We start from the raw sequence: 22,795 nt of genomic DNA, 5'->3' as shown, positions 1-22,795 counted from the left end.
AGATAGAGGAATAGGGAGCTAGGCAGCAGTAAAGAAGTTTCTGCTTCTCCCCATTCCCCCACTCCCCACCTTCTCAAACCCTTTACCTAAAAAACATTCTTAACCTATGGGAAAACCAACTGGATTCATCGAATATCTGCGCGAACTTCCTTCCGAACTCGCACCACTCGATCGCATTCGCAATTGGGACGAATTCCACCTCTCCATGCCTGAGGAAAATCTTCGCACTCAAGGCGCGCGCTGTATGGATTGCGGCATTCCGTTTTGCCATACGGGAACCTTAATTAGCGGCATGGCGAGCGGCTGCCCAATCAACAATCTCATTCCTGAATGGAATGATTTGATCTATCGCGGACTCTGGAAAGAAGCACTCGATCGCTTACATAAAACCAACAATTTCCCCGAATTCACTGGGCGGGTCTGTCCTGCTCCTTGTGAAGGGTCGTGTGTACTCGGCATTCACAATCCACCCGTCACGATCAAGAACATTGAATACTCGATCGCAGAAAAAGGCTGGAACGAAGGCTGGATCAAGCCCGAACCTCCTGCCAAAAGAACAGGTAAGAAAATTGCGATCGTAGGATCTGGGCCTGCTGGACTTTCTGCTGCGGCTCAGCTCAATAAAGTCGGACATTGGGTAACTGTGTTTGAACGGGCTGATCGTCCCGGTGGCTTGCTCATGTATGGCATTCCCAACATGAAGCTCGACAAACAAGAAGTCGTGATGCGGCGATTAAACATCCTCGAAGCCGAAGGTGTGAAATTCGTTTGCAATACTGAAATCGGAAAAGATCTGCCTGCTGAAGACTTGCTGAGAGATTTTGATGCAGTTGTACTCTGCACAGGTGCGACGAAACCGCGTGATTTACCGATCGAAGGTCGCCAACTTAAAGGCATTCACTTCGCAATGGACTTTCTCACCGCGAACACTCAAGCTGTACTAGACCAAACCGAGCCAGCGATTACCGCTCAAGGCAAAGATGTTGTGATCATTGGTGGAGGAGACACCGGAACGGACTGTGTTGGGACTTCGATTCGACACGGCTGTAACGGTCTTGTCCAACTCGAAATCTTACCTCAACCACCCGAAGAACGCGCTCCCAACAATCCTTGGCCTGAATATCCAAAAGTCTACAAAATGGACTATGGACAAGAAGAAGCTGCCGCAAAATTCGGAGGTGATCCTCGGGCTTATCTGAGAACGGCAACGCACTTTGAAGGCGATGAGCAGGGCAATGTCAAAGCAGTTCACACGGTCGAGGTGCAATGGGAACGCAATGAACAAGGACAGTTCATTCCTAAGCAAATTCCGGGAACTGAGAAAATCATTCCGGCTCAGTTAGTACTACTCGCAATGGGATTTTTAGGACCTGAGCAACCTTTACTCGATGCAATGGGACTCGATCGCGATGCCCGTAGTAACATCAAATCCGAATACGGTAGATACACGACCAGTATTCCCAAGGTGTTTGCAGCCGGAGATTGCCGTCGAGGACAAAGTTTAGTTGTCTGGGCATTCAATGAAGGTCGTGGCGCGGCGAGAGAATGCGATCTCTATCTGATGGGCGAAACTAATCTACCCTAATTGTTTGATCATCTTGCCCGTGGTTTCTAATCACGGGCAGTACGGTGAATCAGCACTAGAAATCTGAAACCAAGCCCACTCGATAAGTCAACCCAGGTTGGTAAATGCGATTGGCTTTTTCGTAGCTACGATCGGCAAGATTTTCGAGAAATACAGTCAGTCCAAGCCCACGAGTAACCGGAATTCGCAAACCTAGATCAAAGCTGAACCAGGAGGGTGAAAAGTCGCGGGGACTATCACTTGCTAGCGTAAATAAAGCACGACGTGCACCGCTGAAGTAGTTCGCATATAGATTTACCTCCCATCCGTTTGAGGCATAACCAATGCCAAATCGCGCCACTGAGAAGGGAACTGTACTCAATTGCAATCCTCGTTCTACACCGCTACCAATCTTTGCATCGGTGTAGGTATAGTTTGCAAAGGTAGACCACTGCGAAGAAACCTGCCAGCGCAAAGCTGCCTCAATACCATTCGTATTGACTACCCCAATATTCGCCCATCGCCCGGACTGAACTGAGATACGATCGTTTAACCGACTCCCAAAATAAGTAACCTGTGTTGTAAAACTTTTAGCCAGTTGTACATCAAAACCAGTCGTCCAAGATGATCCGGTTTCAGGCTTGAGATCCGGATTGGGCAACCAATTATGCACCGTATCAAACGCATAAAGTTGATCCAGACCTGGATTGCGATGCACAGAGACCCAACTTCCCCGCAGGGCAAGATTGGGCGATAGTGCCCAACGCGCTCCAACACTCGGATTAAGATAACTCCCAAATTCACTCGTAAAGTTTTGGCGCAGACCTAATTCTGCTTGGAAATTATTGGTAATCTGCCAAGTATTCAAGGCAAACAAAGCAGCTTGAAAGCGATCGCGATCGAACTCGCCATTTAATTGAGCTAGTCGCGGCAGTGTACTAAAAGCTTCTCCATTAAGTTGTGAATTTTGTAGATCAAAGCCCCAACGTAGATTGTTCGTCTTGCTCGTTTGCCAATCGTGTTCAACTCTGGCATTGAAACTGCGAGAGTTCAAAATGCCGCGTCGAAAGAAAACCGCTTGTGTCGGTCCGTAAGTACTAAAGTAATCTTGATTAAACGATAAGGTTGTGTTGAGCGTGGAGTCTTCTCCATTCCCTACAAGCGCTTTCCAGGTCAACCCGAGATTTACAGTATCGTGGTCTAAGCGATCGCGCTGCAATGGGAATCCAAAGTACAATAGACCGCGCCGACTCGTAACAGTTGAAACATCTAAACTGAGCGAATTACGATCATTGAGATCTAAACTCAAATTGCCATAGTAATTATCTTGAGTCGAATCCCCATTGAACAATCGCCCATCTGCCCCCCGATTTGCGGCTCCAACCGGGACACGATAATCATTCTCTGCTTTGAAACGCTGATAGCTGAATAGATAATCAACGGCTCCAAGTGAACCAGAATAGCTGCCTCGATAGTTTGAGGAACTAAACGATCCCAACTGAGCAAAGCCATTGAATTGCGGAATGCCCGTTCCTTTCTTGGTAACAACATTCACGACACCCCCTACTGATTCAGAACCGTAAAGGGTTGCAGCCGTTCCACTCGATAGCTCAACTCGCTCGATCGCACCTGTGGGAATTGAGTTTAAATCGGTGCCACCATGATAGGTATTGACGTTTGTGCCGATCGGTCTACCATTGAGCAAGAAGACAGATTGATTGATCGAAGCTCCACGATAAAAGGTTCCAGTGTGAATATCTGCACCAAAGCCGACATCATTGACCGCGAATCCAGGCAATCCGCGTAAAATCTCAGCTAAACTATCTGCACTCTCACGGCGAATTTCATCCGCTTCGATTGTGTAAACCGGAGTTGAAGTTGGCTTTTGTAGCTTTTCAACCCCAACAATTTCTTCTTCTGGTGATGAGTCTAGAGGTTCTTCTTGTTGTGCAATGTCTGTTGCCTTGCGCTCTAAGCTCACCGTTGCAGAGTTTGATTGAAGTAAACGAGCCTCTGTAAGCGGCTTTTGGAAGTCTTGAAGATGAGCAGGGGTTAAACTTGCTGTATCAGGTAAAGACTGATCAGGAGGTATAGCAGACGGAATCAGATTCGGTTTAGCTGATGCTTCTGCACCATAGCTTGATTGCGTAAACACACAAATCCATGCCGCGCTAGAGAGAAACGCGATGCCAAATAAAGAGAGTTTCATTAGAATTATGAGACTAAGCCATAGTTAAGCAGCCTTTCAGGCTTTGAACTTAAGCGGCACTGACAATCATCTGTATAGAGGTTTTTCCAGTCTGCTGTCAAAAGACAGAGCGTCTTAGTCTTAAAAATTGATCACAACAATTGCTTGCTGATTAGCTTGGACTGATTGGCTTAGACTACAAACGGAACGAGCCAGCAATGACTGGCTCGTTCCGTTTGTATAGCTATTCCTGCACGACGACGCGCTTTGTCCTATTGCTGCGAAATCTATTCGCCAAGGCTCCGTTCGCGAGACTTCACTTTACTCTCCTGTAATCGAGAGTTCGTCTACCCAAACTCTAGGCGCAACCCCTGAGCCAGTGAATTCCGTTTCTTTCTCCACATAGATAATCGACTTCAACACTTCTCGAATGTCACCTGCAACGGTTGCCGATTCAATACTTGTGCGCTTGCCATTCTCAATCAACCACCCATCAAAAGGCAGCGAGAATGAGCCTTGCAGCGCCTGCACACCTGCATGAAGCGCGCTCAAATCATCGATCAAAATCACGTTGTCTGCATCGTCCAAACTGTATTCCTGTGCCGCAGGTTCTCCTGCATACACATGGAAAAAGTGAGGACTCACCGTGACCTTCGCACCCATGTTGGCATGTCCAGTCGGTTGTACATTCATGCGTTTCGCCGTTCCAGCACTATGCAAGAAGCTAGAAAGCACACCGTTTTTGATCAAAGAAACTGGACGAGTGGGAGTCCCTTCTCCATCAAATGCTTCCGCACCAATGTTGTCTGGATGCAGCACGTTGTCATCTAAACACAACAGAGGAGATGCGATCGTGCTTCCCAAAGATTCCTCAGTCGAAAGGCTCTGCTTATCCAAAATGCTTTGAGCATTGAACATATTAGAAAACGCACCAATCAGACCTAGAAACGCTTCCGGCGAAAAGACAACCCGGTATTTTCCCGTCTTGACTTTGTCGTAGTTCAGATGACTGATGGTTTTCTCGGCTGCTTCCTTCAAACAGCCTTCAATGTCGAGCTTTTCAACACCAGGACTGACCCGAAATGCGCCTGCACTGCGAGGCTTTCTTCCTTCTTCTTCCGTCTTGGTGTACAAGTAAACTGACGCATAAGAATGTGCCTCATGCCGTAAAGCACCCTGACTGTTGAGATAAAAACGATCGATATCTCGCTGAGCTAATCCGTTGTAAGGAACACCAACAATCGCAGGATGTGCTGCTAAGAGTTGTTTTTCTGCCTGAATCAGAGTCTCTAGTAACTGTGAAACCGCAGCTTGCGGAAGATGTTCTTGCTTGACTTCAGCGATCGCTGAAGTTGCTTCTGGGCTAAAATCTGGCGCATTCTCTTTCACGCCAAAGTAACTCGCTTCTTTCGCCGTTTTGAGTGCGAGTTCTAATCCAATCGGATCAACATCGGTCGTGGAAGTTACGCCAACGCTATTGTCTTCATTCCACACTCGTACCGTTACACCTGAGCGCTGAGACGCCTTCATTTGTTGGGGTTCACCCTGATCGACTTGCACACTCGTTTCGTCGATCGCAGATCCAAAAATATCAAACTTCTCAATCCCAAGTTTCTGAGCAGCATTCTGTGCTGCTGCCGCAATTTCCTGAACTTTCGCCATATTCTCTTTGCTCCAAGATGTCTCACTTTACGAGAATTCGATGGTTTCCGCTTCGTTGTCAGCAGTTTCACCCCTGAACATTCCTGAAGGTCTTCAACGTCCCCAAACCTAAAGGATTGAACAAACAGCGATCCTACTGCAACGAAACCAACAAACCTCGAACTATCGTCCGCCAACCGTAATCGAATCCACCTTCAAATGCGGCTGTCCAACCGTGACATAAACGCTGCCACTGACCGATCCACAGAATCCTGCTGCCAGCCCCAAATCCTTGGAACACATCGAGATCTTATCCATAATCTCAGTTGCTTCCCCGATTAAGGTCGCGCCCTTCAATGGCTTCGTCACTTTCCCGTTTTCAATCAGATAAGCTTCATCTACGGCAAAGTTAAATTGTCCGGTCGCACCGACACTGCCGCCGCCCATTTTTTTGCAATAGATTCCTTTCTCGATCGACGCGAACAAGTCATCGATCTCATACTCACCGGGAGCAATATACGTATTCCGCATCCGGCTTGCTGCTGCAAAGGTATACCCTTGACGACGACCACTTCCTGTTCTCGGATGTCCGGTTCTCATAAAGCCAGCGCGATCGGAAATGAAATTCTTCAAAATGCCATTTTCAATCAGCAAAGTGCGTTGAGCAGGCATTCCCTCGTCATCCATATCGATCGTGCCAAATGCATCCGAGGTAATCCCTTCATCCCATGCCGTGAGATTTTCGTGCGCGATTTTCTCGCCTTTCTTCTCGGCAAACGGAGTCGTCTTACGCTCAATCTGCGTTGTTTCGAGCAAGTGACCACAAGCTTCGTGGAAAATTACCCCACCAAACTCGTTTGCCATGACGATCGGGTAAGTTCCCGATTCGACATAATCGGCGTACAGCATTTTCGCCGCCGATTCTGCCACTTCTTCTGCGTCATGCGCGTAATTCCACGTTCTGAGAAAATCAGGTGCACTCGTTCCGCCAACCCGCTTACTGATCGACGATCGATTCGTACCGTCTGCACAGAGCAAGCTATATCCGACAGATTGCGTCAAGCGAATATCGCGCGCAAAAGTTCCATCACTTGCCGCTACTAACACTTCTTGCCAGTCGCGGAAATACACGGCGCGGCGCGACTGAATGTGACTCGCCTTCTGAGAAAGCGCTCCATTCGCTGCCAATAAAACATCGCCCATTTCCCGCATCGAACTAGACTGCCCGAGCCAAGCTTCTTTGCCTTTCTTAGTGGCGTAATCGCGCAGAATTTCTAAGTGAATTTCAGGCACAAACGAATTGGGTGCGGGCAAATGCAAGCCCATAATCGATAAGCCTTTTTCCAAGGCAGCCTTCAGCCCGTTAAACGACAAATCATTCGTCGAAACGTAACAGTCTGCCTTGCCTCGAAACACCCGCACGCCTGCCCCTGTTGCCAATCGAGGCGCAATGCTCGTAATCGCATCATCTTCTGCCATGCAGCTAATGTAGTTGACGCGCTCTAAGAAAAATTCAATAAAATCTGCCCCCGCTGCCCGTCCGAGTCCAAGCAGAATCGACAATGGAGCTTCCCATGATTCATCAAATCGATCAGGAGCATAAGTATAAGTCAAGCTAGGTAGCTCTTTAGAAATTAAAAGAGTCGGTGATTGCATCAAGCAAGCCTCGCGCAGGGTTCGTTTTCGTTTATTGTAGCGAAGCGATTCTGCTTTAGAGACATGTGTGATTTGGGGGAGTCCGTACCTATAAGATCTTTCTTCTGTTAGATGTGCGTTTCTACGGAGTTCAGTAGTCTCGACTCAAAGCCGTAGAGGGCAATGAATGCGAGATTTTGCCCATCTTCACGGAATCTTAATCAACTTCTTCTGCTGATCTGCCTGAAGTTTCGGTGAGACTGCTGAAATATGTAAAACAATCCCCTGGAAATCACCGAGGTATTCTATGCGTGAGCTTCTCGCCATTACGAGCTTGATTTGCTGGCTTATCCTGATGATTTGGGTGTACCGCAATTCTCCAGAATGGTTTTTTGTGCCGTTCTTCTTTTTTGCAACATTTCTGTATCTGCGGCTGATGGAACCCGGGAAGAGTTCTTGATAGGCTGTAGGTGCGGTTATTGGCAGGGCGATCGTGAATTCCAGATTAGAACACCTTTCCCGGATTCTGGTAACGGCTGATCAGATGAGATCGATCGAGCATCGCATTTTTGAGGCTGGAATGCCCGTTGCGGCACTGATGGAGAAAGTCGCAGGAAAGTTGAGCGATCGTATTGTTCAACTGTATCCAGCATGTAAGGTGGGCATTCTCGTCGGCTCCGGTCATAATGGCGGAGATGCTCTCGTAGTGGCGCGGGAACTCCATTTTCGCGGATATGAAGTTCAGGTTTTCAGTCCCTTCTCTCGCTTCAAGGATTTGACTGCAACCCATCTTCAATATGCAAAGTCTCTAGGAATTCCTTGTGTTGAGGATTTGCAATCATGCGATTTGATCATTGATGGCTTGTTTGGATTCGGATTAACGCGAGAGATCGAAGATCCAATTCTGTCTCTCATTCATCAAGTGAATACCTGGCAGATCCCCTTGATTAGTATTGATCTCCCGTCTGGATTAGAGACTGATACAGGTCGAGCCTTAGGAACCGCAATTCGAGCGACGCACACGCTTTGCCTTGGCTTATGGAAACTCGGCTTACTGCAAGAACCTGCCCTTGAATTCGTTGGCAAAGCGGAGTTAATTGATTTCGATATTCCGCTGGCTGATATTTTCGCGATTTTGGGCGAATCTCCCCAAAATCAGCGCGTGACTTCAACGTGGGCAATGTCTGCGTTGCCGCTAGAACGTCCCGCTTCGACCCATAAATACAAAATGGGTCATCTCTTACTGATTTGCGGTTCAGAGCGATATGCAGGAGGAGCGTTATTGACTGGATTAGGTGGACGAGCCAGCGGGGTAGGAATGCTCTCGATCGCGGTTCCGAATTCTCTCAAGCCGATGCTGTCTTCTCACCTGCCAGAAGCTCTCGTTATCGGTTGTCCTGAAACTGAGTCTGGTGCGATCGCGCAGCTTGATCTCGATCTCACTGCCTTTGATGCGATCGCCTGTGGGCCGGGTCTAACGTTAGAAGCGGCTGACATTGTGCGACAAGTTTTAGACAGCGATCGACCTTTAGTTTTAGATGCAGATGGACTGAATGCGCTGGCAAAACTGGGTGCAGAAACGCTCAAAACCCGTCAAGCTGCGACGATTTTGACCCCGCACCTAGGAGAATTCAAGCGATTATTTCCGAATGCTGATTTAACCTGTCGGGCTACAGCAGTTCGAGCAGCGGCAGCAGCAACGACAGCGATCGTGTTGTTGAAAGGAGCAAGAATTGCGATCGCCAATCCTGAAGGAGAACTAAGAATTAATCCAGAAAGTACTCCGGCGCTTGCACGCGGCGGCAGTGGGGATGTGCTCACGGGCTTATTGGGCGGATTATTGGCTCAACAGATCGCCGCCCAGAGCCAAATTTCGCTTCTCGATATGACTCAAACTGCTGCGTGGTGGCATGCTCAAGCGGGGATTCTTGCCGTTGAAACCCGGACGGAGCTTGGTGTTGATGCCCATACCTTGACCCAGTTTTTAATCCCGTCGATCGCTGCTCACCAAAAAAACTAAGTTTTTATGTAGCTTTCCTCAAGAACCTGTGCTAAGATAAATTCTTGTGAATGACAAGGGTCGATGCCCGAGTGGTTAATGGGGGCGGACTGTAAATCCGCTGGCTACGCCTACGCTGGTTCAAATCCAGCTCGGCCCATTCACATTTTGCCCGTGTGGCTCAGTGGTAGAGCACACCCTTGGTAAGGGTGAGGTCACGAGTTCAATCCTCGTCACGGGCTTTAGAAAGCATAGCTGAAAGTCTACTAATGTCAGGAGCTTCCGGCTATTTTCTCTATTTTTTCTATTCCTTCATTTTCAGTACTTTTGAACCAAAACCTAGGTAAATTTAGGAAAAAATTGGCATAAAATTGGCATAAACAGAGAAAGTTCCTATCGGCTGAGGTCTGTAGAGAATCTAGGAAATTGGCATAAATCTCTCTAACTTTATGCCAATTCTAGGAAGTCGGTTCTAAGTATTCTTGTCTCTCCCTAGAACACCTGATCTTTCTCTGCTATATCGAAGCTGAGACAGGCTTGAAACTGTTTGTTCTGTTGAGAGATGAACAGCATGACCCGAATCAGTCGATTGACTCTGAGTATCGCTTAGATGAGGTAATGAAGCTGTACGAGTCATGCCCTAACGATGAAATGGCGATTCATGTAGCTACTGGGTTGCCTCAAAAAGTTCCGACTGCCAGCTAAGCGAGATCGCATTTTCTGAACTGGAAGGAGTGAGATTTATTCTTGCTCCTTTTTTCATTCCCTCTCAGTACGTCAGTACCCTAAAATCTGCCCTTCTAACCCCCTCTCAGTACTTAAGATATATCTAAACTCTTAGCCCTTTCAGACATCCTTACAGATCATTCTTGGTGAAGTAAAAGTCTCATAATGAGTCTCATTCATCTCAAAATTCACAGATTGTCAAAGATGTTCTTGGAAGAACTTTGACAATCTGTGGAAAAAGGTATGCGTTACTGATCAGAGAACGTAGAACCCAAGGGATACTACAATATACTGATTGATATCTAATTGTTAGTGTGAGGGCATTCAGAGGAGTTCTTACACATACTCTCTCATCATGTTCTGAATCCCTATTAACATGTTCCAGGAAGTGAATTAATGGCGTTTACTTTTGCGTTTAGTATAAATAGCTAGTAACTTGTCTTACTCGGTTGATTCAAGTGCTTCTTTTCCTTGTTCAAGTTCAATCATTAATTTTAATCATTAGTCTTGAGTAAGAACTAAGCGCAGTAAGTTTTTAGTATTGGGCATTGCGTTGTACTTATCGGGAAATCCTCAGCAAAGCCTCTCTAGATTCAGTTCTAGAGAGGTTTGGTAGTCCTAAACAGGTAAGGATAAAATGAAAACCGATGTTTAGGTTTTCCTGGTGTCGCAGTCATGCTTTCTTGTCCCAGTTGCGAGTCAAAACACGTCGTCAAAAATGGCAGAATCCATAACGGCAAACAGAACTATCGCTGTCGGGACTGTGGACGACAGTTCGTGCAAGACCCGCAGAACAAACTTATCAATCAAGCGACTAAAGACTTGATTGATAAGTTGCTGTTAGAGCGGTTGTCATTGGCAGGAATTGCGAGAGTCACCGGGGTGTCTGAGTTATGGCTGCAACGCTACGTGAACGCCAAATATGCTGCTGTGCCACGACGGGTGAGCGTGAGCGCTAAAAAAAGGGGCGATTAACGATCCAGTGCGACGAGTTGTGGTCGTTCGTTGACCACAAAGGAAACAAGCAGTGGGTTTGGTTAGCGATAGATGCAAAGACACGGGAAATTGTGGGGGTGCATATCGGAAACCGTTCAGAAGCGGGAGCTAAAGCCTTGTGGCAATCTTTGCCGCCAGTCTACCGACAATGTGCCATCTGCTATACCGACTTCTGGGCAGCGTATGCAGCAGTCTTACCCAGTCAACGGCATCGGGCAGTTGGCAAGGAGAGTGGTTTGACCAATCGGATTGAACGATTCAACTGCACCCTGCGCCAAAGAATCTCTCGACTGGTGCGAAAAACCTTGTCTTTCTCCAATCCAAGAAGGTGGACAATCACATTGGAGCGATCTGGTACTTCATTCATCACTACAACGCATCCTTACCTGTTTAGGACTACCAGAGGTTTTTTCATACCCGGTCTTGATTTTCAGATGTTGTATTCGTGAAAAAAACTCTGAAACCCTTGATTTCTCGTTCTCTATTTGAGCCGAAATTTTTAATCAATTGATAGATCAAACTGATTTCAGGTAAGAGATGAATGGAAGCCAAAAGGATTTTGATCGCGAATCTTTATTCTGTGGTTCTATTCGTGAATCACCTCACGTTAAATCTCTTCAGTAGTCGCTTATAATTCCAAAAAAATAGACCCCTAATTTGCGGTTAGGGGAAGCAGCCAAAAATCACAAAAGGTTCAACATGAATACTAACAGAAATTCCGATTCTGGAGATAAATCCTCAGAGAAGATTACGACTTTCAGTGCCGATTTCTCAGGCAATTTGAGGGTAGGAAAGAAATCAAAAAACACATCGGTTTACTGTCGCAAAACCGATCGATTAGCACAGTCAGTCAGAATCAAAGGCTCTAATGGAATAGGGGAGAAGCAGGAACAAGAGCTTTATAATTTCGCTAGTTATCTATGGTGCTTGCATCCTGAACGATTAGCTTGGATGATTATGAAGTATGACTCTCTAACCTTAGAACAGTATGAGAATTTTCATCTCAATCTAAATGAAGTTTGCAAGAAAATAAAAGATTCAATTAATAACAAATACAGGAAAATATTCGGCATAGATAAAGCAAAAGAAGCAGATTTATTAATGCCTTGGATACTCAAGTTTGAGCTTTCTAAATTCCGTACTCTTGCTACTGGTAAACCTCATTTTGATATCAACATTCTTCTTCTCTATCTTGATGAGAATAGAGAGACATTATTCGATCAGAAACAGTTAGTAAGAAGCATATATTTGGGAATCAGCAAAGTTTCAGGCGATCATATTCCAATGCCTCCGGATCATTATTTCGAGTTAATCGATCCTTTCAAAAAGGAGTTTAGAAATTGTCATCCTATTTTGCAAAGCGTACAGATCCAGTACTGCTGGCAAGATGTAAGAAGAATGGAACCGATCGCTACTTTCCTAAGCAGTGGTATATCTGTCCTGATCTACTGAGAAGAGAAGCACTGCATAGAGAAACCCTTGAATCAGATGTTTCCGTTAAGAATGAAACCGCGATTGCCAAAGATGAGTTCAAAGATGAGATTGAGAAGGTAGAGGAAAACAAAAATGGAGCGTATATCAGGATGAGCTTAGAGGACTACGATCCAACGGAATGCATAGACAGGATGGAAGAAAGGCTGTCTGAATTGAGCGATTGCGTTGAAAGGCTCTAATACCTCTGATAGCCACAGTCTCAGCACTTCATACCCTTTCTAACCCTGATTTACCCTATCTCTCAACCGATTGAATTAATCCGAAAATAAGGCAGAGGTACTTTTGCCACAGAGTGATCGCACCTATATTGGGTCTGTCCTAGACCGATGATTAGTTCTAATCATTAGATTCAGACAAAGATAGGAAATCTTCTCCTGTTTAATTCAATTAAACGATTCAATTGATCTGAAAAAGACTAGGAAACTCTGCTCATCAGTTGAATCTAGTTAAACCGACGCTTAGGCAAACCATTACAGCTTCTCTTCTGGAAGAAATACTGAAGTTTTCAGTCTAATTACCCTACCGACAGGTAATATCCGGAACAATGAGACAGTCTAATGTTTCTAATTCCGAATTAGGCAGAAAGAGTCAGTCTGATATTCTAGCTTAGGATATTATGCCGACTATTTTCGGTCTAATGTCTAGAGCTAGATGATTAGGCGGAAAGAGTCAGTCTAAACAATTGTTGTACGGCTTCAGTTGTTGAAGAGTAGCAATTCTGATTTAGCTTTTGTGGCTAACTTTGTAGATTCTGTCTCAAACTCGAAAATCGAGAGATTCTAAGATGAACATTGAAGATAAAAATCAAAATTTAGTAGAAAGAAGTGAAAAAGATGCAGGCGCTATTATTCGTCAATCTACTAGATACCAGCAAATATATGAGAACTTTGAGCATAAATTGGCTGAGATAAATCGACGAGCAGAACAACGGGAAAGACCCACTTTCTACGAGCGAATCTTGTATGTCACTGGTAGAGGTCACATAGCTGATAGTCGGATTGCAGAAAGGAGAGAGATAAAATTTAGAGAAGCAAGCAGAGAAGCTAGCAGACAAATAATCGAAAATTTGGACGCTTCTAAGAGAGTATCTATTACTCTCCTTGACGAAATGATTAGCTTAGTTAAGGGGCTTAAGATAGATTTTGAATATCAAAAGAAGAACGCGATCGGCTCAGAAGTTACGGAGATTGTGAACTTAGAGGCAGGTTCACGAAGAATTGACGCGATGCTACTGACTTGCCGTGAAGAGATCGAATTTGTCGAGGGTCTTCTGATAGAACGCAATCCTTCAATCGACTATCAGATAGATGATATCAGATGGGCATATCTCGACATAAAAAACATGCCAAAGTTACTTGATAAAGATGTTCTCGAACGTTCGCACATATACAAAATTTGGGATGAGTATACTGATACTTTACAAGATGCCGAGGTAGCGTTTAGTAGCGGAAGAGCAGCAAAAGTTAGATTAGATAATTATAATTTCCTTGAATCTATGTGTAAGCGCTACCAGCGCCTCTATGAAGGCGAACGTAGGATTATTCATGAGAGGTTTGCGATGCTTGAGTTAGCCATAAAATCTCGTGGACTTCAGGGAATGCGAGACTTTTATGAGGAAGAAGTTGGCGCTATATCTTTGAAACAACTTAAGGAGGAGACAAAAAGAGTTGAGCAGGAAGTTTCCAGTCGATTTGGTGATTCGTTTACTTAGTTAATTGAATTTCAAGCAAAGATGAGTATTCTCGGTGTATCGTGGTTAAGATTTTTACTTGCAATAGTTTTGATAGGCATACTGTGTTACGTCCTACGAGATGACCATAAAAATCTCATTGAAGTATTAATACCGACTATTACACAACTCCTTCTTATTGATCTCTCCTTTAGAAAGGAGTTAAAGGAAAAGCAACTTCAATTTAATGAAGTTGAAGATCTACTGAAAAAATTAATAGTCGGATTAAAGTCTGAAGATTCTCCTTTGAAAAATTCTCGTACTTTCCCTAACTCTCAGATTCAGGAGGTGTTGCCAAATTCTCAAAGTAAAACTTACATAAGAGATGCTTACGACAATCTGCTATCTCAAGGCTTTATTAGCAAAGGGTTGCACAAGCATCTAGTCAATCGGTTAAGCAGTCGTAGCAAATCTAGATAGCTTTACAGCTTTATGTCAGCTATTCATTGAGAGGCACGACGTAGGACGTTCTGGTTGGAGCGGACAATTGAGCTGTCTTTTCGTCTATCGTTGAGGTCGATCTGTTGCCGCTCAACCGGAACGTTAGGCGCTCAAAAGTATTGGAGTGAGTATTTGTGAGGGAGACAGTCAGAAAAGAATCCGAGATTTTTTCAGAGCTAGCTGAAATATGCGCTACTCCAGGATATGTTCATGTAATTGCGTACCTTTGCTATAAGAACAACCTAATTCAATATGTTGATACATTAACTCCAGAGGACGTGCTTTATCAGTCCTCTGGGGATATTTGCGTGAGAACTGAAATATCAACTCTTATAGGGCTTGCTTGCAAAAAGCGACTAAACATTGACTTACCATTGCCTGAAGTAATGCAAAGATGCATTGACAAAACTAATTCTTTGTTGCAAGAAATTCATCAGTCTATGATGCAGCTAGAATACATATTTGATTCAAGTAAAGTTGGCGAGCAGGATTTCAATCCCTTTAGAAATGGCTTAGTCTTGCGGGAACCGATTTTTTACGGCGGAGAGAGTGCCTATGATTTTCAATATATAGACCTTTCAAAGATAAAATACGAAAAGGATAATGATTGGTTCTTAAAGAATAAGAGATTTTCTACTCAGCAACTTATTGATGTTGTGATGTCAATACAGTTGCTACAAAACAATAAGGCTAATAACTTACTCCAAGAACTCTCTAATGAAAATCCTGACAAATGGACCTTTCTTCCAGTATTTAAGTTTACAGCTAAAGAAGTTAGTGACATTTCAAATATTGAAATTGATATTGTAAGGCTTCTCATCGAATCATTTGTGTCACCCATTGGCATGGATGAATTCAACTCTCTAGATGACTTTAACCCCAAAAACGCCTATCCGATTATTCAGCTTTCAGAGGATGAGTATTTACTATTTCAGCTCTATAGTTTGACACAGGCACTATATGAAACACCATTTTTCTGGTTTAACGATGATGCAGCTTATCGTGCGGCGGCGATGCAGCATAGGGGTGAGTTTACTGAAAACTTTTCTGTTGAGAGATTGAAGCTTGTATTTGGCGAGGATCGCGTATTTTCGAATATTGACATCTATGATTCTAAACGCAAGGTTGGTGAAATTGATGTATTAGTTACTTTTGCAGACAGAGCAATAATTTTACAAGCGAAATCAAAGAAGCTGACTATTGCTTCACGCAAGGGTAACGATAACAGTTTGCAGTCTGATTTTAAGAAAGCTATTCAAGATGCTTACGATCAGGCTTTTTCATGTGCCGAGCTATTAAACGAAAAAAAATACAGGCTTGTTGGCAAGAGTGGAAACGAGCTAAATATTAATCGAGAGTATAGAGAAATTTATCCTTTTTGTGTAGTTTCTGAGCACTATCCAGCTCTTTCATTCCAAGTAAGGCAATTTTTAACTTTTCAGCAAACCAAAAATATAAAACCTCCCTTTGTAATGGATGTTTTTTTGCTTGATGTAATGACAGAAATGTTACAGTCTCCCTTACATTTCTTGAGCTATGTAAATAGGCGGGTAGCTTACGGTGAAAAGATCCATTCTACTCATGAGCTAACCATTCTTTCTTATCATTTGAAGAATAATTTGTGGGTAGATAATAAATATACAATGCTGACACTTGCGGATGATATACCCGTTGATCTTGATATTGCGATGCAAGCAAGACGAAATGGCGTTTTAGGCGCAGCTATTCCAGAAGGGATTTTAACAAAATACAGAGGGACGGCATTTGATCAAATAATAAGAGGTATAGAACAGCTTGAGCACTCCGCAATAATTAATCTTGGATTTACATTACTCTCACTGAGTGAAAATACTATTGAAATGATAAATGATGGTATCGCTGAATTAATTAAGCGAGGCAGAAAGGATGGGCAGCATCATGATCTAACTCTTGTTATGAGTGAAGAGACATCAGGTTTGACTATTCATTGCAACGATTACCACGAATCTATATCTGGACCTCATTTAGAAAGTCACTGTGAACAAAGAAAGTATGCACATAAAGCAAGTTCATGGTTTGGAATTTGTATTGGGCAAAAAGTTCCAAGGCTAAGGTTTGGCGTAAATAAAGAATATGACTGGGTTCAGTCCAATGAAATGGATGAATTAGTGCGAGATTTGCCCAAGCCCCAAAACCTTAAGAGGAAAAATAAGATTAATTTCGCCCCTACGACTAAACAATCGAAGAAAATAGGGCGTAATGAAAAATGCCCATGCGGTAGCGGCAAAAAATATAAGAAGTGCTGCCTGAAACAAGAATGGAGAGTGTGAGTTCGCCTAACACGTTACGGCAGCAGATGGGCTGAAGCTTCGGTGCTGAGTTTGAGGTTATGTGCCGCCGCGTTCTGCCGTTATACGCCTTATCCTCCAGCCCCTTTCCTAGTCATTCAGTTTGAGCTGATATGAACAAAATAATTAATATCGCATTAAATAAGTTCTCACCTATTCCCACTTCGTTGTGTGAAGCGTCATCCAGAACGCCAAAATCTCAAATCCCTATCAACCTTGCCACCCTATATCATCATTATTATCTTGATTGTTATGGGCAGGCTCCGCCTAATCCTGATCCTGCTCAGTTTGAGTATTTGCGATTCTTAACAAATACTAGAGATTTTCGTCTTGCAGGTGATGGTATTGGCGCATCAACAGCAGCGCGTCGCCATCGTTCTAATGAATTAGGTCAAGCTTTTTGTCGTTATTTTTTACACGATTATTTAGGTGTAACTTACTTTGCTCACATAGAGCATGTCCTTAACAAAGGATTTCAATCAAAGTTTTGCAATCTACGTATTGATCGTATTTCTGAGGGCGATGTGCCAGATTATTTATGCTCAAGAAATGCCCAAATAGCTTATATAGCAGAGGCAAAAGGGCGTTATTCTTCTATTAGCTTTAATAGTAGTGAATTTGACTCATGGCGTAATCAATTTAGTAGAGTAATTGCGAAGGATAGATCTGATAATTCAGTATCTCTTAAAGGATTTATTGTCGGGACACGATTCGCAACGGAGCAAAATAGGCAATCTGTTAAATCAAGAATAAGTGCCGAAGATCCCAGAACTCCCGGCAGTATCAATGATGATGATGTTGATGGAAATCTTGGTGCAATGGTTGCTTCAATTCATTATGGCAACATTGCGACAAAACTTAGACAACCAATTCTAGCTGCATCGCTTACAGAAGGATTTCTCGTTCCTGATGAAATTCGCTTTCCTGCTGTAGTGTGGGAATTTCAAGCTTCTCCCGTTCAGGGTGTTAGATATCCGCTTCAGGGTAGACGCTTTGTTGGAGGTTACTTTCCATCCACCGAAGGAACGCTCGCACTTGAACAGCAAAGTGGGCGGTTTATCTTCAGGTCAGTAGATCCATTAAGGCTAGATGTCGGAACCGGGACATTCTTTGGAGTTGAAGAATCCATTTTTCGTATTATGACTTCGGTAGCCCGGAGAGGATTGGCTTCGATTACTGAAATTGACACGTTTCCTGATATTCAACCTTTCTATAGTGCAATTAGTGTCTTGCGAGATGGTTCCATACTGTCTCCAATAGAGTTTTTGACCCCAGTTGCACAAGAGGTTTTTTAAGAAATTATGAATCTACACATGAACCAGGCGCATAACAATCCGGCTGGAGCGGATTGAAAAAAGATCCTGGTGTATTACGAAGGTTGTTTGCAGCCGCTCAGGCGCACCGTTATCCAACCGCTACTTACTCCTGTTTCTCTCTTCCCTAAATCAATTTCATTGTTTAATTCAATTGGTAAGAACGAGACTTAAGTAGGTATGAAAAAAGACCCTTGAGAGCTAAGTTTCAGGGGTCTTTTGGTTTTGGTTATTTGATATCATTGAACGCAGTCTTAGGATCAATACCCTGCCTAGCGAGTAACTGCTTAGCTCTCTCTATTGCCTCAGATTGTGCCTTAAGCTTTTCTGCCTTGTAATTCAGCATTATTGGCTTCTTGCCAGACCGCAAAATCATCAATTAACTGATGAAGTAATTTAGGCTTATCCTCAATTCCTAGAGGCTTAAACGTTACAAATAATCGCTGATATAACTCAGGATTTTTGTTAGTCATATCCTCGATTGAGAAGTTCTTCAATAAGATTCCTCTAGCATTAGAACGTCCATCTACTTTAGGTAAATCATTGGCTTGAATTGTTTTCTTAGACATAATAGGCTTCCTCTCCTATTTAAGTATGTGTGGAATAGGATAACCAGGAATTCTAAAAATGATCCAAGTTGGATGATTAGAAGAATTAAAGTATCTCTCCTAATCTAATGATTAAACACTTATAGAATCAAATTCAATTAGTTTAGGCGAAGTGGAGAACTAGAGTTCAAAAGCTTGGGTATCTCCAACAAGATGACCATATCTTTCTTGAACCATTCTTAGATTTTTGTGTCCTGCAAGCTTAGCTGCTTCCATAAGGTTTCCTGTCTCTTTCACCACTGCGGTTAAGACGGAATGACGAATGTTATAAAATCGTCGATATTCAATTTTCAAGCCATTCAAAATGGGAATCCATTGCCTATCTCTGAAATTTGTATCATCAATGGGTTTCCCTTTAGTACCAGGAAAAACTAAAGACTCAGGCTCGACATTCTCAGGTTTTCTAGTCTCTAGAATCTCTAGTAATCTGCCTTTTAATGGTAAGACTTTGATATTTCCTGCTTTAAGCTCTTTTCTTTTTCTTGCACCTTTATCCTGTCTAGCTAGCACTGTAGAAATAATTAATCTATGGTGAGCAAAGTCTATATCTTTCCACCGAAGACCGATCGCTTCTTGTGGTCTAGATGCTGTCAAGATGCAGAATTCCACGTAATCAGCGTAATGAGAATGTTTGAATGCAGATTTCTTAGGACAGAAAGAATCTTTTCTGAAAGCATCTAAAATAGCTTTCATCTCTTCTCTAGTAAATGGTTCTTCGTCTTCCTCAAACTCTTCAGCTTTCCTACTCTTCAGATTGAACTTGGGATTGATACCTCTGGACTCTAAAACCCATCTTTCAAACTTAACGAGGTAGGATCGTCTCTGGTTAAATGTTGTATGTTTCAGTTCGGCTTTTGTAAACCACTCCAATTCAGTTAGTCTAGGATTTCCTGACTTCTCAGCCATTCTACGAATAGCATCATAGTGCTTCTCTTTCGTTCTAGCGGGTAGTTCTAGAGATTTAACCCACTCATCCCACAGAGGCAGAAAGTGAGGATTCTCCTTTTCTTGCTTCTGCTTTCTGTCTCTTTCAATTGCGGCATTGATACCTTCCAGTCTCTTGATTGATTTCTCCCAAGAACTGGGTTCCTTCTCAGACCTTCTGGATTTCTCTGCTTCTTGCGCTAGCCTTTTGGATTCTTCATCTCGCACTTGCTTAAGTCTATCTAACTCCTCTCGCTTCCGTCTGTCTGCTTGAGTACGTTCAATAACGTTCCTGTAACGTGTCTCTGTAAAATCAAATTCGCCTGCAACAATATCCCGATAAATGCGATCACAGACCTTTTGAGCAAGATTCATAGATTCTGGGTCGCCATATCTGCCACCTAAAGGGATCGTGCGGCGTTGACCTTTGGGATAGGTGAATCTGACAGCGATCGATCCATTGTTATCGATCGGTTTGAATGACTTTGCAGATGGCATAAAGTTGGCTTAAGGAGATAGGAAGTTTCCCCTATTTGTATCACACAAATTGGCATAAAATTGGCATAAATAATTAAACAGGAGTTGAAAGTCATGCATTTAATTATTTTTGTCACCCTTGGTAAGGGTGAGGTCACGAGTTCAATCCTCGTCACGGGCTTTAAAATCGAGTCATGAATCATTTTATTGGAATTGATATCGGTACGACGAGCACAAAAGCGATCGTCGTTAATTCGATCGGCGAAATGAAAGGTCTTGCCAGTCGAGAGTACCCGTTGCTTTCCCCTCAACCGCGATTTGCTGAACAAGATCCCAACCTGATTTTTTCCGCAGTTCTAGAATCAGTTCGAGAAGCAATTCAGCGCGCCAATTTATCTAGCCGCGACATTGCGGCGATTGGGTGCGGGTCTGCCATGCATAGTCTGATTGTCATGGGTGCAGATCATTTTCCCCTGAGTCAGAGCATCACTTGGGCAGACAATCGCAGTGTGGCACAAGCCGCAGCATTAAAGCAAAGCCCACATGGAATTCAGATCTACAGAAAGACAGGCACACCGCTGCATCCGATGTCGCCTTTAACCAAGTTGCTGTGGATGCGAGAATGTGACCCCGATCGCTTTAACAAAGCAGTGAAGTTTATCTCGATTAAAGAATACGTCCTGTATCAGTTGTTTGAACAATATGTGGTTGATTACTCGATCGCAGCGGCAACCGGATTGCTCAATCTCAAAGCTTTGAACTGGGATCAAGAAGTGCTTAACCTCGCTCAAGTGCGGGTCGATCAACTGAGCCAGTTAGTTCCAACCACTCATATTCTGCAAGGCATGAAGCCTGAATATGCAGCAGCAATGGGACTCGATCCGAACGTTCCGGTTGTCGTTGGATCAAGCGATGGTGTACTTGCAAATTTAGGAGTCGGCGCGATCGCATCGGATCAGTTAGCGATCACCGTTGGAACCAGTAGCGCCGTCCGAAAAGTTGTCTCTCAGCCAATTACCGACGAGCAAGGTCGCAGCTTCTGCTATCCCTTAACTGAGAAATACTGGGTGATTGGTGGAGCTTCTAACAATGGTGGGATTGTTCTGCGATGGTTCCGCGATACCTTTGGACAGCTTGAAATCGAACCCGAGCAAGACGCTTATGCACACTTAATTCAGCTTGCCGAATCTATTCCAGTCGGAGCAGAGGGATTACTGTTTTTGCCGTTTCTGTCTGGAGAACGCGCGCCCTACTGGAATGCAGATGCACGGGGGGTATTTTTTGGCATGTCTTTGCAACATCAGCGATCGCACTTTGTTCGAGCCGTTTTAGAAGGGATTTTGTTTGCAGCGTATAGTATTACAACTGTGTTGAGTGACTTGACTGACGCGAGTCAGACTATTTTGGCATCCGGTGGAATGACACGATCGCGCATTTGGCGGCAGATGATGGCGGATTTATTTGGGATAGAAGTTCTTGCACCTGAAGTCTATGAGGCAAGCGGATTCGGCGGAGCAGTACTTGCAATGTATGCAGTTGGGGAAATCGTCAAACTCGAAGCTGTACAGTCGATGATTCGGATTCACGATCGACATCTGCCAAACTTAGAGCGATCGCAGCAATATCACAAGTTATTCGATCGTTACCAACGGCTTTACTATCTGCTAGAACCAGAATTTTCTACTCTAGATTGAGGTATCTATATCAATGCCGAGATCAGCCATCACCTGAAGCCATCGCTCAGGGGTCGGAAGAGTTTGTTTGAGAAATTCAAGCGTGAGTTGGCTGGAATTTGCCTTATACAACAAAGGAGCATAGCTGAAATGGCAGGCTTGCTTCTTGAAATCATCTACCCCATACTGTGCAATTAAAGTTGCCAGTTGCTGTTCGATTTTCGGAATTGCGATCGTCGATAAAGCCAGTAAGTTGCTCATCCATCGCTCCTTCTGAATCGTAAACGCAGCCAGGTCTGGAATCGAAGAATTGCGATTCTCCTCACACATTGCCTTGATCTTTTCCCACTTATACGTTTTCCAAGGCTTGGCTTTCAGCACAGGTAATTGCCATTTGACAATTTCCTCACGCCAATAATCTTTTGCAGCTTGAACCTGGACAATCTCAAAGCTCGGTAAAATCAGTGCTGTTAATCGTCCCCCATGACACGCTCCGGTATCAATCCCATAGGCTTTCTGCTCAACGACCAAAGGACGATTTTCGACCACGTGGTGACCAAAAATCACAGGCTTTACGCCCCGATAAAACTGAGTCCAATAGGCTTGACCGTACTGCCTTTCTAGATACCTCTCACCTGCTGTGCAGCCACACAGTACCTCTTCTCGTTGCTGTGCAATGTCGATACCATTTTCGACCGCAGCATGAACTAGAATCGCTTCAGGCGTTTCGTAATAGTAGGGAAACAGGCGAATCCAGTCTAGAAACTCCGTATAGCGATCGCCGAACTGCAATTTGACAATCTCTTGAGAATAGGACAACGTTTGTTTCAGATGCTTACGCTCATGATTGCCCATCAAGACGATCGTATTCGGGCGATTTCTGAGAAAATCATACACTTTGACAGAATCAGGACCGCGATCGACGATATCTCCTAGTGAAATGAGACAGTCCTCATCCGCCAGTTGCACTTTCTCAAGCAACCGCAAAAGTTCTCGATAACAACCATGAATATCGCCGACTACGATTGTCCGCATAGTGCACAGTTTAAACCTGCCCTTA

Annotated in this window: 15 protein-coding genes, 2 tRNA genes and 1 pseudogene; 12 read left to right on the top strand and 6 right to left on the bottom strand. The window is 43.9% G+C overall.

From position 1 onward, the window contains the following. Positions 1-106 precede the first annotated feature (106 nt). The gene (gene gltD, locus LEPBO_RS0111135; RefSeq protein WP_017287643.1) at positions 107-1,585 is read left to right on the top strand and encodes a glutamate synthase small subunit; all 1,479 of its coding nucleotides are present in this window, start codon (positions 107-109) and stop codon (positions 1,583-1,585) included. A gap of 55 nt (positions 1,586-1,640) precedes the next feature. Here the strand turns inward: gltD and LEPBO_RS0111130 are convergent, their stop codons facing one another. From LEPBO_RS0111130 to LEPBO_RS0111120, 3 genes are all read right to left on the bottom strand, one after another. Next, positions 1,641-3,773 carry a TonB-dependent receptor plug domain-containing protein gene (locus LEPBO_RS0111130; protein WP_017287642.1) on the bottom strand — a complete coding sequence of 711 codons (2,133 nt, stop codon included), beginning with the start codon at positions 3,771-3,773 and terminating at the stop codon, positions 1,641-1,643. 300 nt (positions 3,774-4,073) lie between these two features. Then, positions 4,074-5,414 (bottom strand): TldD/PmbA family protein, encoded by a 1,341-nt coding sequence (locus LEPBO_RS0111125; protein ID WP_017287641.1) that lies wholly within the window; start codon positions 5,412-5,414, stop codon positions 4,074-4,076. A 162-nt stretch (positions 5,415-5,576) separates the two neighbouring features. Further along, positions 5,577-7,049 (bottom strand): TldD/PmbA family protein, encoded by a 1,473-nt coding sequence (locus LEPBO_RS0111120; RefSeq protein WP_017287640.1) that lies wholly within the window; start codon positions 7,047-7,049, stop codon positions 5,577-5,579. Between the two features lie 286 nt (positions 7,050-7,335). Between LEPBO_RS0111120 and LEPBO_RS42875 the strand changes: the two genes are divergently transcribed. From LEPBO_RS42875 to LEPBO_RS0111070, 10 genes and pseudogenes are all read left to right on the top strand, one after another. Beyond that, positions 7,336-7,488: a hypothetical protein gene (locus LEPBO_RS42875; RefSeq protein WP_017287639.1), complete on the top strand. Its 153-nt coding sequence runs from the start codon at positions 7,336-7,338 to the stop codon at positions 7,486-7,488. A gap of 33 nt (positions 7,489-7,521) precedes the next feature. Further along, entirely contained in the window at positions 7,522-9,048 is a 1,527-nt protein-coding gene (locus tag LEPBO_RS0111110) for a bifunctional ADP-dependent NAD(P)H-hydrate dehydratase/NAD(P)H-hydrate epimerase (RefSeq protein WP_036044539.1), read from the top strand. Between the two features lie 57 nt (positions 9,049-9,105). Further along, a tRNA-Tyr gene (locus tag LEPBO_RS0111105) sits at positions 9,106-9,187 on the top strand. Positions 9,188-9,197: 10 nt separating this feature from the next. Then, positions 9,198-9,269 (top strand) — tRNA-Thr (locus tag LEPBO_RS0111100). A gap of 295 nt (positions 9,270-9,564) precedes the next feature. Further along, a complete protein-coding gene (locus tag LEPBO_RS42870) occupies positions 9,565-9,732 on the top strand; it encodes a PB1 domain-containing protein (RefSeq protein WP_154660827.1) in 168 nt (55 codons plus the stop codon). A 696-nt stretch (positions 9,733-10,428) separates the two neighbouring features. After that, positions 10,429-11,143 (top strand): annotated as a pseudogene (locus LEPBO_RS41735) (IS1 family transposase). Positions 11,144-11,448: 305 nt separating this feature from the next. Then, positions 11,449-12,201, top strand: coding sequence for a hypothetical protein (locus LEPBO_RS0111090; RefSeq protein WP_017287636.1), 753 nt, complete (start codon positions 11,449-11,451; stop codon positions 12,199-12,201). Between the two features lie 826 nt (positions 12,202-13,027). Beyond that, positions 13,028-13,954, top strand: coding sequence for a hypothetical protein (locus LEPBO_RS0111085; RefSeq protein ID WP_017287635.1), 927 nt, complete (start codon positions 13,028-13,030; stop codon positions 13,952-13,954). 593 nt (positions 13,955-14,547) lie between these two features. Continuing rightward, positions 14,548-16,722 (top strand): SEC-C metal-binding domain-containing protein, encoded by a 2,175-nt coding sequence (locus tag LEPBO_RS0111075; protein WP_017287633.1) that lies wholly within the window; start codon positions 14,548-14,550, stop codon positions 16,720-16,722. Positions 16,723-16,853: 131 nt separating this feature from the next. Then, positions 16,854-18,035, top strand: a complete 1,182-nt coding sequence (locus LEPBO_RS0111070) for a hypothetical protein (protein ID WP_026148560.1) — start codon at positions 16,854-16,856, stop codon at positions 18,033-18,035. Between the two features lie 335 nt (positions 18,036-18,370). Here LEPBO_RS0111070 and LEPBO_RS0111065 read toward each other — a convergent pair whose 3' ends face one another. Together LEPBO_RS0111065 and LEPBO_RS39990 are read right to left on the bottom strand one after the other, a co-directional pair. Beyond that, a complete protein-coding gene (locus LEPBO_RS0111065) occupies positions 18,371-18,622 on the bottom strand; it encodes a hypothetical protein (protein ID WP_017287631.1) in 252 nt (83 codons plus the stop codon). A 159-nt stretch (positions 18,623-18,781) separates the two neighbouring features. Further along, the gene (locus LEPBO_RS39990; protein ID WP_017287630.1) at positions 18,782-20,083 is read right to left on the bottom strand and encodes a site-specific integrase; all 1,302 of its coding nucleotides are present in this window, start codon (positions 20,081-20,083) and stop codon (positions 18,782-18,784) included. 173 nt (positions 20,084-20,256) lie between these two features. On the opposite strand from LEPBO_RS39990, the gene LEPBO_RS0111055 reads away from it, so the two are divergent. Beyond that, the gene (locus tag LEPBO_RS0111055; RefSeq protein WP_017287629.1) at positions 20,257-21,756 is read left to right on the top strand and encodes a gluconokinase; all 1,500 of its coding nucleotides are present in this window, start codon (positions 20,257-20,259) and stop codon (positions 21,754-21,756) included. On the opposite strand, the gene LEPBO_RS0111050 is transcribed toward LEPBO_RS0111055, so the two are convergent. Then, a complete protein-coding gene (locus LEPBO_RS0111050) occupies positions 21,748-22,770 on the bottom strand; it encodes a metallophosphoesterase (RefSeq protein WP_017287628.1) in 1,023 nt (340 codons plus the stop codon). The genes LEPBO_RS0111055 and LEPBO_RS0111050 overlap by 9 nt on opposite strands. Positions 22,771-22,795: the final 25 nt, after the last annotated feature.

The organism is Leptolyngbya boryana PCC 6306 (genome assembly GCF_000353285.1).
GTDB classification, from domain to species: domain Bacteria; phylum Cyanobacteriota; class Cyanobacteriia; order Leptolyngbyales; family Leptolyngbyaceae; genus Leptolyngbya; species Leptolyngbya boryana.
This window is presented reverse-complemented; position numbering and strand designations above follow the sequence as displayed.